Below are 16,122 nucleotides of genomic sequence, written 5' to 3' on the forward strand. Positions count from 1 at the left end.
AAAATCCGCGCCTTGCCATCAGGGAAGACGCCGCTTTGAACGCCATCCAGCACGCCGCCCGGGAACTCCGCTCGGCCATTCGCACCGCCACCACCGGCCTCGTCGGCCGTGAGCAACTCGCCGAACTCATCATCCTCGCCGCCGTGGCCCAGGAGCACCTGCTGGTGGTCGGCCCACCCGGCACGGCGAAGAGCGCCGTGGTACGGCGGGTGGCCCAGGTGCTGGGCGGCCGCTACTTCGAATACCTGCTCGGGCGCTTCACCGAGCCCAGCGAGCTGTTCGGCCCGGTGGACCTGCGCAAGCTGCGCGAAGGCACAGTGGAAACCGATGTCAGCGGCATGCTGCCGGAAGCCGACGTGGCCTTCCTCGACGAGGTGTTCCTCGGCTCCACCGCCATCCTCAACACCCTGCTCGGCGTGCTCAACGAACGGCGTTTCCGCCGGGGCCACACCGAGCTGCGCTGCCCGCTGCGGGTCTGCGTCGGCGCGGCCAACGGCCTGCCGGAAGACGAAGCCCTGGCGGCCTTCGCCGACCGCTTCCTGCTGCACCTGTTCGTCGACACCGTGCCGGACCACCAACTGGAAGCCATGCTCGCCGGGGGCTGGAAGGCCGAGCAGCTACCGGTGCTGGACGCGCACCACCTGGGCCACCTGGACACGCTCTGCGGCGCCCTGCGCCAGGTCGACCTCGACAGCGTGCGCCCGGCTCTGGCCGACGCCATCCGCCGCCTGCGCCAGGCCGGCATCCCGCTTTCCGACCGGCGCATCGTCAAATCGCAACGCCTGATCGCCGCCGCCGCACTGCTCGGCGGCCGCCAGCAGGCCAGCGAGGCGGACCTCTGGCCGCTGCTCTACGCCCTGCCCACCCAGGCCATGCAGCAACAGGCCCGCGAGGTCCTGCGCGAACTGTTCGCCCAGGCCAGCAACGACAACCTCTTCAGCGCGGTGGAAGAAGCCACCCTGCAGCCGCTGTCGCGAGCCAGCCGCCTGGCCGAAGAAGCCCGCGCCTGCCTGGACGAGGCCGAAGGCGCGAACCCGGAAGCGGTGCTGCGGGAGATCGACGCCAACTTCCTCGCCGACGCCCTGCCGCCGGAGCTGGCCGAGCTGCGCGAGCGCCTGGTCGCCCGCCTCGCCACCCCCGCATGAGCGCCCTGAAACAGGCCTGGCGCTGGCAACCCCGCGCCCAGGCCCCGGAACCCCGTGCGGCCCTGGCCTGGGGCGAAGCCTCCCGGCGCCTGCACGCGCGCCTGCTGGCCCTGCCCGCCGGGCAACTGGCGGGCCTGCAGGCCACCGCCGCCGATGACCTGCTGGTGGTGATCGGTGAGGCCGACGCCCTGCCCTGGGTGGAGGGCATCGACTACGCCGCCCCTTGTGAAGGCGCCCCCGAACTCTGGCTGCCAACCCGGCTGTGCCCCGATGCGCCACTGGACCTGCTCGCCCGCGCCCTCGCCAAGCGCCACGGCCGCACCCCGCTGCTGCTCTGGCCCGCGCCGGCCAGGACGGTGCCGCTGGACCGCCAGCTACCGCTTTCCGAAGGTCACCTGGCGCGCATTGCCGAACATTGGGCAGCCCCATGAGCCTGCAGTTACCCGACGCCCTGGCCCACTGGGGCCAGCCTCTGCAGGAACTGGACAGCGAGCTGGCCGAAGCCCTGGCCGACATCGCGCAACGCCTGCACAACCTGGTGGGGCCGGTTCAGCGCCGGCAGAGCGGCGAGCTGAAGGAGCCGGACGGTCTGGGCGATCTGCAGCGGCGCGGCCCCTATGAGCGCCTGCTGCCCAGCGAGTGGTTGCTGGCCGACGCATTTCCCGACGAGTTCCTGCGACGTGCCGCCAGCGGCGAGCACCTGTTCCTCGCCTCCGAGGCACGCGCCTGCCAGGGCAATCGCACGATCATTGCCCTGTTCGACGCCGGCCCCCGGCAACTGGGCGCCCCACGACTGGCCCACATTGCGATGCTGATCCTCCTGGCGCGCCGTGCCCAGGCCGTGGGTGGCGAGTTGCGCTGGGGCATCCTCCAGCAACCCGGCTGGATCGATGGCGTGCGCGGCGCAGTCGACTTCGCCCGCCTGCTCGAAGCCCGGCGCTGGCAAGCCGCCGCGCCCGATGACTGGCGCGCCTGGAACGACCTGCGCAACGCCCTGCCCGCAACGCCGGACGAATGCTGGCTGATTGGCGCCCAGGCCACGGATGACGGTTTCAGCCACCGCCTGCACCTCTCCACCAGCCTGGATGGTGAGGCGCTGGAGGCCGAGCTGCACCTGGGCAACAGCCGACGCGCCCTGAACCTGCCCTTGCCGAGCCCGGCCATCGGCAGGCGCCTGCTTTCAGGGCAGTTCGCCCTCGCCGGGCAGGTACCTGCCGGGCACGCTGAGACCCTGAACGTGGAGCGCGTGGCACTGACCTTGCCACCGGTCATTTCCCGCTCCGGGCAGATGGTGGCGTTGGCGCTGCTCGATCAGCCCGGCGTACTGGTGTTCAAGCTGCCGGCCCTGGGGAGCAAGAAGAAACCCAGGACTCGCCGGCTCCTCTGGAGCACGGGGGAGCAGCCGCTGGCCCTGGCGTTCACCGGGCGCAGCCTGGGCGGCGTGATGGACGCCGGTCCCGACCTGCGCTTCTGGCAGTTGTCGCCCTTGAGTACCGCCACACGTCCGCCACAGGAGGTACTGAGCGCTCCACCAGGCACCGCCAGGTTGCTACCCCTCGCCCTGGTGGACAGCGTCCATGACGGCGAGCGCCTCTACCTGCTGGATGCCCAGGGGCGACTGCTGCACTGGCACCATCAGAGAGGCCTCCCCCGCAGCCAGGAGCCGCTTCTGGAGCGCGTAGAAACAGACGTGCTCGCCATGAGCCACCTCGACGATGGCCGCCTCTATTACCTGCACAAGCGTGACCAGCGCTTCATCCTCCAGGAGGTGCTGTCGGGCCACCGCGTGAGCACGCCCCTGCGCCTTGGCGAGGTAGGTGAAGCCAGCAAGGCCTTCATGGCCCGGTTCAGCACCACCAGCACCCACCCGGCATGCGCCCTGCTACTGAGCGCAACGCCACAGGAACGCTGGCGGCTGTGCCGCCCCGAGGATCGGCAAGGCGGCGCTGCTGGGAACTGGACACTCGACGTGCCCCCGGGCTGGAGTGCCCAGGGCCTGGTGGCCGACCCCGACGCCAGGGGGTTGCTGCTGGTGCTGATGTCTGGCGATCACAAGCGCCTTGCCCTGTATGACGGCAGTGCGCTCCGGAGCATCGTCGAAACGCCCGATGCCATTGCGCGGCTGAGCGTCTGTGCCAGCAGCGGCCTGCTGGCGGTCCTCAGTCAGGCTCGCGAGCTGGTGCTCTATTGCACCCGGCACCATGTCGTGCGCCTGCGGGCCTCCTGCACCCGGGCATATGACCAGGGAGGCACGCCATGAGTGCATCGGCCCCCCGCGTTCGTCAGCCCTCGCTCAAGGGGCGCCGTCCGGTCGCAGGCCTGTGGCTGCCTGCCGACTGGCTGGCGGTCGAGGTCCGTGCGGCCCTGTTGCTGCGCCATTGGCGGGCCGGATCGGCAGCCTGGCGCTTCCCCGAGGGCGACCTGTTGCGCTTCAACGCGACCGTTGTGCAGGACTGTGACGCGCTGGAGGGCTGGCCGCTGCTGGCCTTGGAGACCGGTGGCCTGTGCTCGGCCGAGCTGACGCAGGAAGAGCAGGCAACCCTGCCGACCGCCGATCTCTGGCTGGTACAGGGTGGCCGCGTCACCGCACTGGACCTGCATCAGGCCGAACGCCTGGCGCTGGAGGACTGCCTCGATCTCGACGGCCACCCCTGGCAGGACACCCATGACTGCCGGGACGCCCTACCGCCGCTGGTGATCGAAGAGCTGCCGCCCGCCAAGGACATCCACACCATCCTCCAGGGCAAGGTGAAACCACCCAGCCCACAACGCGAGGCCTTCCTCCAGTCACTGGCGAAGCAGCCTCCGGCGCGTGCGCCGGGCAAGCGGGCTGCTGCGCAGACCACCTCCGGAGGCGTCGGCAAGGGCCTGCTCATCTGGTTCGTGCTGTTCGCCGTGGTGATCCTGGGTAGCCACCTGCCAGACGCCTTGCACCTGGCCCAGGACGCGGTGTCACCCTCGGCCAGCACGGCTCCGCTGGCCCAGGACTCCGACGATCCATCCGGCCCCGGGGCGCTCCTGTTCGTAGCCGCCCTGCTGATCGTCATCGCCCTGCTGCTCATCGGCGCCTTGCGCCGGTTCTTCTCCGGCGCCCCCCAGCACTGGACGGCAGCCCCCACGCCGGTCGCCAGTGCGCGCGCCCTCCCTCCCCGCAGGAGCCAGGCGCCGGCCACCCCGAGCCGCTGGCGTCGCCTGCTCACCAGCCTGGCCATCACTTCCCGCTTCAGCGCAATGCTCAACCGCCGCCAGAGTGCCTACCTGCGGCGCATGCTCAACCTGTTCGAGAAGGGCGACATCGACGAGGCGCTGCGCCACGCGCTGCCCCTCGGGGGCGAACAGGGCAGCCTGGGCCAGGCATTCGGCACGCCGGACCGCCGCGACGACCTGTCCCTGGGACGCCCCTCGGGCCCCGGGGTCTCCATCTCCCTGGGCGAGGACCTGGAAGCCCACCTGCGCAAGGTCTATCGCCAGCACTTCGAGAAACTCGACCGTGCGGGGCGCATCGACGAAGCGGTCTTCATCCTCGCCGAGCTGCTCAAGGTGCGGCAGGAGGCGCTGGACTACCTGGAGCGCCACCAGCGCTTCCGCCAGGCTGCCGAGCTGGCACTGGCCTGGGACATGTCGGCCGACTGGATCGTGCGCCTCTTCTGCCTGGCCGACGACTGGAAGACGGCCCTGCAGGTGGCGCGCCGTGACGACGCCTTCGTCAGCGCGGTGCAGATGCTCCAGACCAAGTGGCCGCAAGTGGCCGACCGGCTGCGCATGGAATGGGCCGAGATGCTGGTAGCGCGCGGCGACTGGTTGAAGGCCATGGACGTGGCCTGGCCGATTCCCGAGGCACGGGATCGTGCGGTGCAATGGCTGAGCCAAGCCGAAGCGGCAGGCGGCAGCCTGGGCACCGAGGCCCTGGTGACCCGCGCTGCCCTGCTGCCGGACACCCTGGAGGCCTATGCCGCCCCCCTGCGTGCGCTGCGCGACGACCCGGCACGTGTCCGGGATCGCCAGGCCCTGGCCCGCGCCCTGTTGTGGGTCGGCACCAAGAACCGGCACACGCGGGACAACCGCTCACTGGCCCTGCTGGCCCGGATGGTGCTGCCCGCCTTGCTGGATGACCACGCCACCCAACGCGCGAACCTGTCCAGGTCCGAGCTGGACAGCCTGCTCAAGCTCAGCCGGGACACGCTGCTGCAGGCCGACCTGCCGCCCCGCGGGTTTCCCAAGGGGCGTGCCACCCCCTTGCAGCGCGCCACCTCGCCACTGCATTGGCAGGCGCCCCCCGCCGGGCAGCAGGCGATTTTCGACGCGGTGGCCCTGGAGGACCAACGCACACTGGTGGCACTCGGGGAAGCCGGTGCCCAGGTACTGGATGCCCACGGGCGTGCAGTATTCAGCTTCGCCGAACCGGCACACCGCCTGGTCATCGCGCACAACCGGCGCGTTGCCCTGGCCATGGCACGCCGCGACCAGGTCTGGCGCATCACCAAACTGGACCTGGTCAGGCGCACGGCACGGGACCTGGGTGTGCTGGAGCTGCACGCCCACTCACCGGTCTTCGACGGCATCAGTTGGGCCATCACCCTGCGGGACAGTGTTCGTGTCGTGGACGTCGACCGCGCGTTCGCCGTGCTCTGGCACGTCAGCGACCTCAAGGGCGACATCCGCCTCTTCCACCACACCGAGCACTTCGAGCAGTGGTTGGTGATCGGCGCAGACGGGTCGCACGTGCTCTGGCGCTACACCCTGCCCTCACGGCGCCTGGCCGAGCGCAGGCCCGTGGACGCCCCCCTTGAGCAGCAACGAATTCTCCCCAACCCCCTGGGCGGGTTGCTGACCTTCACCTGCCAGGACGGCGCCAACGGCACGATGACCCTGACGATGGAAAGCACCGGTGGGCGATGCGACATCCCTCTGCCCGGGACCACGCCGGAGCAGGTGGCGGCGCTGGACCTGGAGGTGCTCCCGGAGTGGCTGCTGATCGGCCTCGCACCCCAGGGCAGCACCCGGCAATGGCGCCTGGTGAGCCAGCAGTCGCTGCAGGCCTGCGCAGTGCTGGACTGGCCGGCGGACGCACTGCTGCAGGTGCGTGCCCAGTCGCACGACTGGCGTCTGTTCGACCAAACGGGACGCCTGCTGCGCCTGGACACCCTGACCAGCGAACTCCGCGAACTGCGCGGGTAAGCGGCCGCGCGGCGGTCACCGCCGCGCTTCAGAACCTGTCCAGCTTCGGCAGCCACACGCGGATCAGCGAGAACAGCCGCTCCAGGTCGATGGGTTTGGCCAGGTAGTCGCTGGCGCCGGCGCCCATGCACTGCTCCTGGTCGTCCTTCATCGCCTTGGCGGTGACGGCGATGATCGGCAGCCGGCTCCAGCGCGGGTCCTGGCGGATGCGCCGGGTGGCTTCGAAGCCGTCCATGACCGGCATCATCACGTCCATCAGTACCAGGTCGATCTGCGGGTTTTCCTCCAGCTTCTGCAGGGCTTCCTGGCCGTTGCGGGCGGTCACCACCCGAGTGCCCTTCTCGTCCAGGGCGCTGATGAGGGCGAAGATGTTGCGCACGTCGTCGTCCACCACCAGCACGGTGCGCTCCTCGAACACCCGGTCACGGTTGCGCGCGCTCTGCAGCATGCGCTGGCGGTCGCTGGAGAGGGAGGATTCGACCTTGTGCAGGAACAGGGTGACCTCGTCGAGCAGGCGCTCGAGGGAGCAGGCGCCCTTGATGATGATGGAGCGGGAGTGGCGCAGCAGCTCCTCCTCCTCGCGCGGGCTGAGCTGGCGGGCGGTGTAGACGATCACCGGGGGGAAGTTGCCGAGCGACTCGGCAGCCATGCGTTCCAGCAGGTCGTTGCCGCGCATGTCCGGCAGGGCGAGGTCGATGATCATGCAGTCGTACACACCGCCACGCAGGCGTTCCAGGGCCTCGGTGCCACTGGCGACGGCGCTGACCTGGATGTCTTCATCGCTCACCAGTTGGGCGATGCTGTCGCGCTGGCTGGCGTCGCCTTCCACCACCAGAACGTGCTTGACCTTCTGGGTGAGCTTGTCCTCCAGGCGGGCGAAGACGTCACGCAGTTGGTCCCGGGTGGCAGGCTTGCGTGCGTGGCCGATGGCTCCCAACTGCAGCGCCGGGCCGGTGCGGTCGTCGACGGAGAGCACGTGCACGGGCAGGTGCCGGGTGGCCGGGTTTTCCTTGAGCGTCTGCAGTACCGCGAGGCCGGACTCGTCCGGCAGGCGCATGTCCAGCAGCACCGCGTCGGGCCCCTGCTCCCGTGCCAGGCGCAGGCCCTCCTCGGCGCTACCCGCCAACAGGCAGCGGTGGCCCAGCTCGTGGGCAAGCTCGTAGAGGTCACGGGCGAACTTCGGGTCGTTCTCGATCACCAGCACACAGTGGCGCCCATCGCCGGGTCGCTGGCGGTCGTCCTGGAGGCCGCTGGCGGACGCCGCGGGCGCCATGCCCCGTGCGCCTTCGGCGGGCTGCGCCTGGGCAGTGTCCGGCAATGACTCGCCGGCGAGGCAGTTGCTGGGCAGCCAGAGGGTGAAGCAACTGCCGCGCCCGGGCTGGCTCTGCACGGTGATACTGCCACCGAGCATTTCCGCGAGGTTGCGGGAGATGGACAGGCCCAGGCCGGTGCCGCCGAAGCGCCGGTTGGTGGTGCCGTCCACCTGGCGGAAGGGCTCGAAGATGATGCCCATCTGCTCGTCGCTGATACCGATGCCGGTGTCGCTGACTTCGAAGGCGATGCCGCCGCTGGTTGCGCGGACCTTGAGGCCGATGCGGCCGCTGGCGGTGAACTTGACGGCATTGGACAGCAGGTTGCGGAGGATCTGACCGGCGCGCTGGCCGTCGGTGTAGAGCCGCGCCGGGGTATCGGCCTCGACCTGCACGTCGAACGCCAGCCCCTTTTCGTCGGCCTGGGGCTGGAACAGTGCGCGCAAGCCGTCCACCAGTTGCGCAACGTCTGTGTCCTCGGGGTGGACCTCCAGGCGACCGGCCTCCACCTTGGAGATGTCGAGGATGTCACTGATCAGCCGCAGCAGCTCGTTGCCGGACTTGTTGATCAGCTCGGCGTACTGCACCTGCTGCGGATCGAGGTTGCCCTTGCGGTTCTCCGCCAGCAGCTTGGAAAGGATCAGCGAACTGTTCAGCGGGGTACGCAACTCGTGGGACATGTTGGCAAGGAACTCGGACTTGTAGCGGCTGGTCCGCTGCAGTTCCTCGGCACGCGCCTCCAGTTCGCGCCGGGCCTGGTCGAGGGCGTGGTTGCGCTCGTCCAGCAGGTCACGCTGATCTTCCAGGCGGCGGGTCTTCTCGCTCAATTGTTCGTTGGTCTGCTCCAGCTCGGCCTGCTGGGTCTCCAGGTTGACCTGGGAGTCGCGGATCACCCGGGCCTGGTCTTCCAGCTCCTCGTTGGCGACGCGCAACTCCTCCTGCTGCACCTGCAGCTCCTCGTTGAGCTGCTGGGTCTCGGTGAGCATGTCGTGCAGGCGCTGGCGGTAGCGAGCGGCCTCGATGGAGGTGCCCAGGCTCTCGGCAACGGCTTCCAGCAATTGCCGGTCGCGGGACTCCAGGGGCCGCAGGAAGGCCAGCTCAATCACGCCGTTGACCTGTCCATCGCTGTGCGTAGGCGACAGGATCACCGACAGGGGGTCGGTATCGCCCAGCCCGGAGTTGACCCGCAGGTAGGCCGGGGGCAGCCCTTCCATGACCCGCGCCTCGCGGGATCGCAGCACCTGCCCGAGCAGGCTGGCACCGTCCTCGAAGACCTGCTCGCGGGCCTGCTGCCCGGGTGCGAAGCCGTAGTCGGCGACGCGCCGCAACCGCCCGTCACCCTCGCGTACATAGAGGGCACCCACGGCGACGTCCAGGTAACCGGCGAGGAAATCCAGCACGGCGCGGCCGATCAGCGCCGGGGTCTGCTGGCCGATCAACTGTTCGGCCAGTTGCGACTGCCCCTCCCGCAGCCAGGCCTGGGCTTGCAACTGCTCGGTGAAGCGCCCCTGCTGTCCAAGGATGCGGTTGTAGGCCGTCGACAGGCCGATCAGCTCACGCCGCCCGAAAATGGCCAGGGCTCCACTGCCGCCCAGTTGCATGACCGCCAGCAAGCCGATGATGAGCACCACGGCCCGGTTGGCCCGCTCGCTACGTTCATTGCGAAGCTGCGCCTCGGTGCCGACAAGGGCCATGAAGCCCTGACGCACCTCGTCCATCTGCCGCTTGCCCTGCCTTTCGCGAATGAAGGCGCTCACGTCCTGATTGGCACGCCGCGCCTCGATCAGAGGCTCGGTCATCTGCAGCCAGCGCGCCTGGGCAGCCTCGATTCGCGCCAGTCGCTCACTCTGGACGGGGTTGTCGCGGATCAGCTCACGCAGTGCCTGCAGCCCGACCAGCAGACGCGGGGACGTCTCCCGGTAGCCCTCCAGAAACGCCTCCTCCCCGGACAGCAGGAAGCCCCTGAGACTCGATTCGCACTCAACCGACTGGCGCAGGCTCTCGTTGCTGCGGGCGATGACCTGGTCGGTGTGCTCGACCCAATTGAGCACATGGAGCAGGTAGCCGATCAGCCCGACGAACAGCACCAGACCCAGGACGCCAACGCCCAGGGGCAATGCCACGTTGCGGATGAGAATGCGGCGGAAACTCTCTGCATCGGTGCTGAAAGACGTGCTGTTCATCGGCCTTCCCTGCTGAACCGTGAAGCGGAACTCCCGGCGCAAAGGCACATCCCGAAGACTTGCACTGGGGTCGGATACGACGTAGGCATCCAAGAAAGACTGTAGACAGTCGTAGGCAAACTGCCCGCGCGTGCGCCATCAATGCTTACAGAGTCTGAATCCCCCGGAGTGAGAACCGTTCGTCAATCCGCCGCTTTTTATCCCGAGGGCGGTTTTGTCAGAATGGCGCGCGCATTTCATGGCGCCTCGCCACCCTCAAGGAAGAAGGCTTTTTATGCAGGAAAGCTCCCCCCACGAACCGGGACAAGCGCTCGACACCGGCCTTGCGTGCCTGGTGATGTTGGCCCGTTTCCACAACGTGGCCGCCTCCCCCGAACAACTCGCCCACGAATTCGCCGAAGACGGCCGCCATTTCGCCAAGGCCGAAATGCTCCTGGCCGCGAAGAAGCTGGGGCTCAAGGCACGCCCGGCGCGCAGCACCCTCAAGCGGCTGGAGCACACGCCGCTGCCGGCGATTGCCGCCGACCGGGAGGGCCACTTCTTCATCATCGCCCGCCTGGACGACGGCAAGGCGCTGATCCACGACCCACGCGCCCAGCGCCCTGAGGTGCTGGAGTTCGACGCCCTGGAGGCCCGCTGGACCGGCGAGCTGCTGCTGATCCGCTCCCAGGCGTCGCTGGCCGGCGACCTGGCCAAGTTCGACTTCACCTGGTTCATCCCCGCCATCGTCAAGTACCGCAAGCTGCTGGGCGAGGTGCTGCTGGTGTCCTTCGTGCTGCAGATCTTCGCGCTGCTGACACCGCTGTTCTTCCAGGTGGTGATGGACAAGGTGCTGGTGCACCGGGGCCTGTCCACCCTGGACGTGATCGCCCTCGGCCTGCTGGGGATCATGGTTTTCGAGTCGCTGCTCTCGGGCCTGCGCAGCTATGTGTTCGCCCACACCGCCAGCCGCATCGACGTGGAGCTGGGCTCCCGGCTGTTCCGCCACCTGGTGACGCTGCCGCTGGCCTACTTCCAGGCGCGCCGGGTGGGCGACTCGGTGGCGCGGGTGCGGGAGCTGGAGAACATCCGCAGCTTCCTCACCGGCAACGCCATCACGCTGATCCTCGATGTGCTGTTCTCGGTGGTGTTCATCGGCGTGATGTTCTTCTACAGCGGCTGGCTGACGCTGGTGGTGGTGCTGTCGCTGCCGCTGTACTTCCTCATCTCCCTGTTCATCACCCCGCTGCTGCGCGCGCGGCTGAACGAGAGCTTCACGCGCGGGGCGGAGAACCAGGCCTTCCTGGTGGAAACCGTCAACGGCATCGACACCCTCAAGGCGATGGCGGTGGAGCCGCAGATCAACCGCAAGTGGGACAACCAGCTCGCCGGCTACGTGGCGGCCAGCTTCCGCACCCAGACGCTGTCCACCCTGGCCAACGAGGGCGTCGGCCTGGTGGGCAAGCTGGTGACGGTGGCGACCCTGTGGCTGGGCGCGCGGCTGGTGATCGACGGGGACCTGAGCGTCGGCCAGTTGATCGCCTTCAACATGCTGGCCGGCCGGGTGTCGCAGCCGATCATGCGCCTGGCCCAGTTGTGGACCAACTTCCAGCAGACCGGCGTCTCGGTGCAGCGCCTGGGGGACATCCTCAACACCCGCACCGAGCTGTCCCAGGCCACCCGCAGTGCCCTGCCGCCGCTGCGTGGCCATGTGGAGTTCGACCAGGTGCACTTCCGCTACCGCCCGGACGGTTCGGAGATCCTGCGTGGGGTGAGCCTGACCATTCAGCCGGGCGAGGTGATCGGCATCGTCGGCCGCTCCGGCTCCGGCAAGAGCACCCTCACCCGCCTGCTGCAACGCCTCTACACGCCGGAGCGTGGGCGGGTGATGGTGGACGGCATGGACCTGGCCCTGGCGGACGTGTCGTCCCTGCGCCGGCAGATCGGCGTCGTATTGCAGGACAACATGCTGTTCGCCCGCAGCATCCGCGAGAACATCGCCCTCACCGACCCCGGCGCGCCCATAGAGGCGGTGATGCAGGCCGCCAAGCTGGCCGGCGCCCATGAATTCATCCTCGAACTGCCCGAAGGCTACGACACGGTGGTGGGCGAGCACGGTGCCTCGCTCTCCGGCGGACAACGCCAGCGCGTGGCCATCGCCCGGGCGCTGATGGGCAACCCGCGCATCCTCATCTTCGACGAGGCCACCAGCGCCCTGGACTACGAGTCCGAGCGGGTGATCCAGCAGAACATGCGCGCCATCTGCCAGGGGCGCACGGTGATCATCATCGCCCACCGTCTTTCGGCCGTTCGCGATGCCAACCGCATCGTGGTGATGGACCGCGGGCAGATCGTCGAACAGGGCACCCACGCCGAACTGCTGGCCCACCAGGCCGGCCATTACTCGCGCCTGCACCGCCTGCAACAAGGGTGATCCCCTGATGAACCCCATTCCAGCCAGCCCCCTCTCCCACCGGGAGAGGCCCGAGGTGAGCGCAACCTCACCCGCAAGGAAGCCCACGCCATGAGCGCACGCCGTGAACTGATCAACCGCTACCGCACTGTCTGGCGCCACGCCTGGCGCAACCGCAAGGCCATGGACGCGCCCGCGCGCCTGAGCCACGAGGTGCAATTCCTCCCTGCCGCCCTGGCCCTGCAGGAGCAGCCGCCGCACCCGGCGCCACGCATCATCCAGTGGCTGATCATCGCTTTCGCCGTGCTGGCGCTGGTGTGGGCCTGCATCGGCGAGATCGACGTGGTGGCCACCGCCACCGGCAAGATCGTCCCCAGCGGCAAGACCAAGGTCATCCAGCCCAGCGAGGTAGCGGTGGTCAAGGCCATCCACGTCTACGACGGGCAGAAGGTGAAGGCCGGCGACCTGCTGGTGGACCTGGACGCGCAGATCACCGGCGCCGACGTCGACCGTCTGAAGAGCGACCTGCTCGCCGCCCAGGTGGACAACGCCCGTGCCCGCGCCCTGCTCGATGCCATTCAGAGCGACAGCGAGCCCGCGTCCCTGGCCGCGCTGATCCCCGAGGCCAGCCCCGAGCAGCAACTGGCGGCCCAGCGCTGGCTGCAGGGCCAGTACCTGGAGCTGCGCAGCACCCTCGACCAGGCCGACGCCGAGATCGAGCAGCGCGTGGCCGAGATCCAGGCGGCCAAGGCCTGGGTGGCCAAGCTGGAGGAGTCCCTACCCATCACCCGCCAGCTCTCCGCCGACTACAAGCGCCTGCTGGACAAGGCCTACGTAGCCAAGCACGCCTACCTGGAAAAGGAGCAGGCACGCCTCGATCAGGAGCGCGAGCTGGCCATCCAGCAGGCCCGCGTGATCGAACTCACCGCCGCCCGCAGCGCTGCCGAACGCCAGCGCAACACCGTGCTGGCCCAGACCCGCCGCGCCATGCTCGACCTGCAGCACGAGTCCGAACAACGCGCCGCCGGCCTCGTCCAGGAGCTGAAGAAAGCCGAACAGCGCGACCGCCTGATGCGCCTCACCGCCCCGGTGGACGGCACCGTGCAGCAACTGGCCATCCACACCCACGGCGGCGTGGTCACCGAGGCCCAGCCGCTGATGGTCATCGTCCCCAGCGACCAGCCGGTGGAAGTGGAAGCCATGCTGGAGAACAAGGACATCGGCTTCGTCCACCCCGGCCAGGAAGTCGAGATCAAGGTGGAAACCTTCACCTTCACCAAATACGGCGTGGTGCACGGCAAGGTCGTCAGCATCTCCAACGACGCCATCGACGACGAAAAACGCGGCCTGGTCTACAGCACCCGCATCCAGCTGGAGGAAAACAGCATCCAGGTCGGCGACAAACGTGTGGAACTCTCCCCCGGCATGGCCGTACGGGCGGAAGTGAAGACGGACAAGCGGAAGGTGATCGACTACTTCCTGAGTCCGTTGAAGGAATATCAGGATGAGAGTTTGGGGGAGCGGTAAGTGAATACGGGGAGCTTTGTACTGCCCCGCCCGCCACGAAGAAGAGACACATAAACAGTCAAATACCCTGAGAAACTATTTAAAAATAAAGCCTACAACTCCAAGAGACGAATAAATTCACGCCCGATCAACTTATGAAAAGCCTATTTCGGCTTAGCCACAAGACAAAAACAACCCATTACCCCAACGGCACTAATAAACAAGCAAGGAGCATCCTATGACAGGTTACACCGGGCAATACAGAGACTGGTCATATACCGACGGAGACGGCATCCACATCTTTGACAAGAAAGGCTATAGCGCACACATCGGACCTGACGGAAGTATCAAATTCATCGACCGACATGGTAACGAACTCTCAACAGACGCACTTCTTTCCTCTGGCGAAGTAACCATAAAATCCGGCAACTCCAGCATCTCAGTAAACAGCAAGAGAGAAATAAAGCTGTCATATGAAGTTGGCCCCGCCAAAATCGAAACAAGATCAAAGATTCAACCTGACGATTCTGTGACGCTGGAGGAATTCAAAGCAACCGGGACGATCCTCTCCCTGGGAAACAAACTGGTCTCGGTGGACGTCAACACCACACTGACGTGGACTAAGGATAAAGGTTGGGAGTTCACTAAAATCTCGGGAGAGATCAAGGTCCTTGGGGCAACCCTTCCAGAGATTGCCGATGGTGCCTATAAAGCCGTGGAGAGCTCCGCCGTTGGCCAATTGATGGGAACCCGTGATGAGTGGATGGAGGCAGTAATTAATGGCGAAACCACCGACTCGCATTTGGTTTGGCTCAGAAAAAGAAACACTCCCTCAGTACAAAATGACGTTAACCAAAATTTCAATAGCGCCAATTCGTTTGTTCAGCGGCGCGACCCCCTCAGCCTCGACCTAGACGGCGACGGCATCGAAACAGTCGGCGCCAATGCCGGTATCACCTTCGACTTCGATGGCGATGGCCTGAAAACCGGTACCGGCTGGGTCAAGGGCGATGACGGTTTCCTCGTGCTGGACCGCAACGGCAACGGCCAGATCGACAATGGCGGCGAGTTGTTCGGGGTCGACACCGTCAAGGCCAATGGCCAGAAAGCCACTGATGGCTTCGACGCACTGCGTGACTTCGACAGCAACGGTGATGGCGTCTTCGATGCGAAGGATGCCCAGTTCGCTAACGTCCGGGTCTGGCAGGACACCAATCAGGACGGCATTGCCCAGGCCGGCGAACTCAAGACTCTGGCTGAGCACAACATCGTCGCCATCAACCTCAACTCGACTGCCAGCAACCAGACATCCAATGGCAACCTGATCAGCGCCACCGGCACCTTCATCCGGGGCGACGGTACCCAAGGCAGCGTCAACGCTAACCAGAGCGTGGTTGCCAACCTGGACCTGGCCAGCAACCCCTTCTACCGCGAGTTCACTGACCACATTGCCCTCGACGATGCAGCCAAGGCCCTGCCCGACATGAAAGGCTCCGGCGCCGTGCGCGACCTGCGCGAAGCCTCGATGCTCAACGCCGAGCTCAAGACTCTGCTGGCTACCTACGCCCAGGCCCAGACCCGCGAAGAGCAGATGGGTCTGCTGGACAAGCTGATCGCCGAGTGGGCCAAGAGCGCCAACTACCAGACCTTCGACAAGCGCATTGATGCGCTGGACGAAGGTGGCACGGATGTGCGTTTCCAGTACTCCTGGGAGACCAACGGTACTCAACCGAGCGAAGCGCAGCAGAACACCCAGAAGCTTCTTGAGCGCGTAAAAGCGCTGGAAGTATTCAATGCGCAGAACATCCTCAAGTTCGGTAAGGTTGGCTCAGGCACTAATAGCCTGACTTTATCGTTTGGCGTGGGTACAGCTAGCAGCAATAGTTCCTACAACACGACCCAAGGCAGTGTTGTGATTAATGAGAGTCGTCTTGGCTTCAACGCTGGTCAGATTAGCTTGCTGAATCAGGCTTATGAGAGCCTCAAGCTATCTATTTATAACGGCTTGCTTCTCCAGACACGACTAAAGCCTTATATCGATGCAATTGAACTAAAACTCACAAGCTCTGGAATAGAATTAGACTACAGCGGAACGCTCAAGCTGTTTGAGAAGGTATCAGATACCAACTCACTCAAGGCAGCCACCGACGCGCTTGAGTTTTTCAGCTTTTGGAAAGGAGAACTGCCGAGCAGTTTATACAGCCAGCTAATCCCCACTTATATAAATGCCCTTTCGCATCAACAGATACAAACCCTGCGCAATAGCTTTACCGCTACATCACATATTTTTATTGGAAGCGCAGGCAGCGACAACATTTCCGGCACCGCTGGAAATGATAAAATATTTGGCGGTGCCAGCGACGATGTAATCAATGGTGGAACAGGTACCGACCAGCTCTACGGCGGAA

At 66.3% G+C, this 16,122-nt stretch carries 7 protein-coding genes and 1 pseudogene; 7 read left to right on the top strand and 1 reads right to left on the bottom strand.

The genetic code is table 11. The features are described 5' to 3' along the window. Nucleotides 1-35: 35 nt before the first annotated feature. From A9G05_RS12430 to A9G05_RS12445, 4 genes are read left to right on the top strand one after another with little or no spacing between them, the layout of a single operon-like run. Complete coding sequence (locus tag A9G05_RS12430; protein ID WP_069561279.1) at nt 36-1,145, top strand: AAA family ATPase; 1,110 nt, start codon at nt 36-38, stop codon at nt 1,143-1,145. After that, nucleotides 1,142-1,576 (top strand): hypothetical protein, encoded by a 435-nt coding sequence (locus tag A9G05_RS12435; RefSeq protein WP_069561280.1) that lies wholly within the window; start codon nt 1,142-1,144, stop codon nt 1,574-1,576. The genes A9G05_RS12430 and A9G05_RS12435 overlap by 4 nt, the downstream gene beginning before the upstream one ends. Continuing rightward, complete coding sequence (locus A9G05_RS12440; RefSeq protein ID WP_083272559.1) at nt 1,573-3,405, top strand: hypothetical protein; 1,833 nt, start codon at nt 1,573-1,575, stop codon at nt 3,403-3,405. Before A9G05_RS12435 ends, A9G05_RS12440 begins: the two co-directional genes overlap by 4 nt. Beyond that, the gene (locus A9G05_RS12445; RefSeq protein WP_069561281.1) at nt 3,402-6,323 is read left to right on the top strand and encodes a bpX6 domain-containing protein; all 2,922 of its coding nucleotides are present in this window, start codon (nt 3,402-3,404) and stop codon (nt 6,321-6,323) included. The genes A9G05_RS12440 and A9G05_RS12445 overlap by 4 nt, the downstream gene beginning before the upstream one ends. A gap of 28 nt (nt 6,324-6,351) precedes the next feature. Here A9G05_RS12445 and A9G05_RS12450 read toward each other — a convergent pair whose 3' ends face one another. Then, nucleotides 6,352-9,816: a response regulator gene (locus A9G05_RS12450; RefSeq protein ID WP_069561282.1), complete on the bottom strand. Its 3,465-nt coding sequence runs from the start codon at nt 9,814-9,816 to the stop codon at nt 6,352-6,354. A gap of 274 nt (nt 9,817-10,090) precedes the next feature. Here A9G05_RS12450 and A9G05_RS12455 point away from each other — a divergent pair, with 274 nt between their 5' ends. The 3 genes and pseudogenes from A9G05_RS12455 to A9G05_RS12465 all read left to right on the top strand — a co-directional run. Then, entirely contained in the window at nt 10,091-12,229 is a 2,139-nt protein-coding gene (locus A9G05_RS12455; RefSeq protein WP_069561283.1) for a type I secretion system permease/ATPase, read from the top strand. Nucleotides 12,230-12,319: 90 nt separating this feature from the next. Continuing rightward, nucleotides 12,320-13,735, top strand: coding sequence for an HlyD family type I secretion periplasmic adaptor subunit (locus tag A9G05_RS12460; protein ID WP_069561284.1), 1,416 nt, complete (start codon nt 12,320-12,322; stop codon nt 13,733-13,735). A 217-nt stretch (nt 13,736-13,952) separates the two neighbouring features. Further along, nucleotides 13,953-16,122: pseudogene (locus A9G05_RS12465) on the top strand (hypothetical protein); the annotation flags it as partial.

It is taken from the genome of Pseudomonas sp. ENNP23 (assembly GCF_001728945.1).
Taxonomy (GTDB): Bacteria; Pseudomonadota; Gammaproteobacteria; order Pseudomonadales; family Pseudomonadaceae; genus Metapseudomonas; species Metapseudomonas otitidis.

Coding starts and splice junctions, on each gene's coding strand:
- A9G05_RS12440 (WP_083272559.1), top strand. CDS start 1,573: ATGAGCCTGCAGTTACCCGACGCCCTGGCCCACTGGGGCCAGCCTCTG.
- A9G05_RS12450 (WP_069561282.1), bottom strand. CDS start 9,816: ATGAACAGCACGTCTTTCAGCACCGATGCAGAGAGTTTCCGCCGCATT.
- A9G05_RS12455 (WP_069561283.1), top strand. CDS start 10,091: ATGCAGGAAAGCTCCCCCCACGAACCGGGACAAGCGCTCGACACCGGC.
- A9G05_RS12445 (WP_069561281.1), top strand. CDS start 3,402: ATGAGTGCATCGGCCCCCCGCGTTCGTCAGCCCTCGCTCAAGGGGCGC.
- A9G05_RS12435 (WP_069561280.1), top strand. CDS start 1,142: ATGAGCGCCCTGAAACAGGCCTGGCGCTGGCAACCCCGCGCCCAGGCC.
- A9G05_RS12460 (WP_069561284.1), top strand. CDS start 12,320: ATGAGCGCACGCCGTGAACTGATCAACCGCTACCGCACTGTCTGGCGC.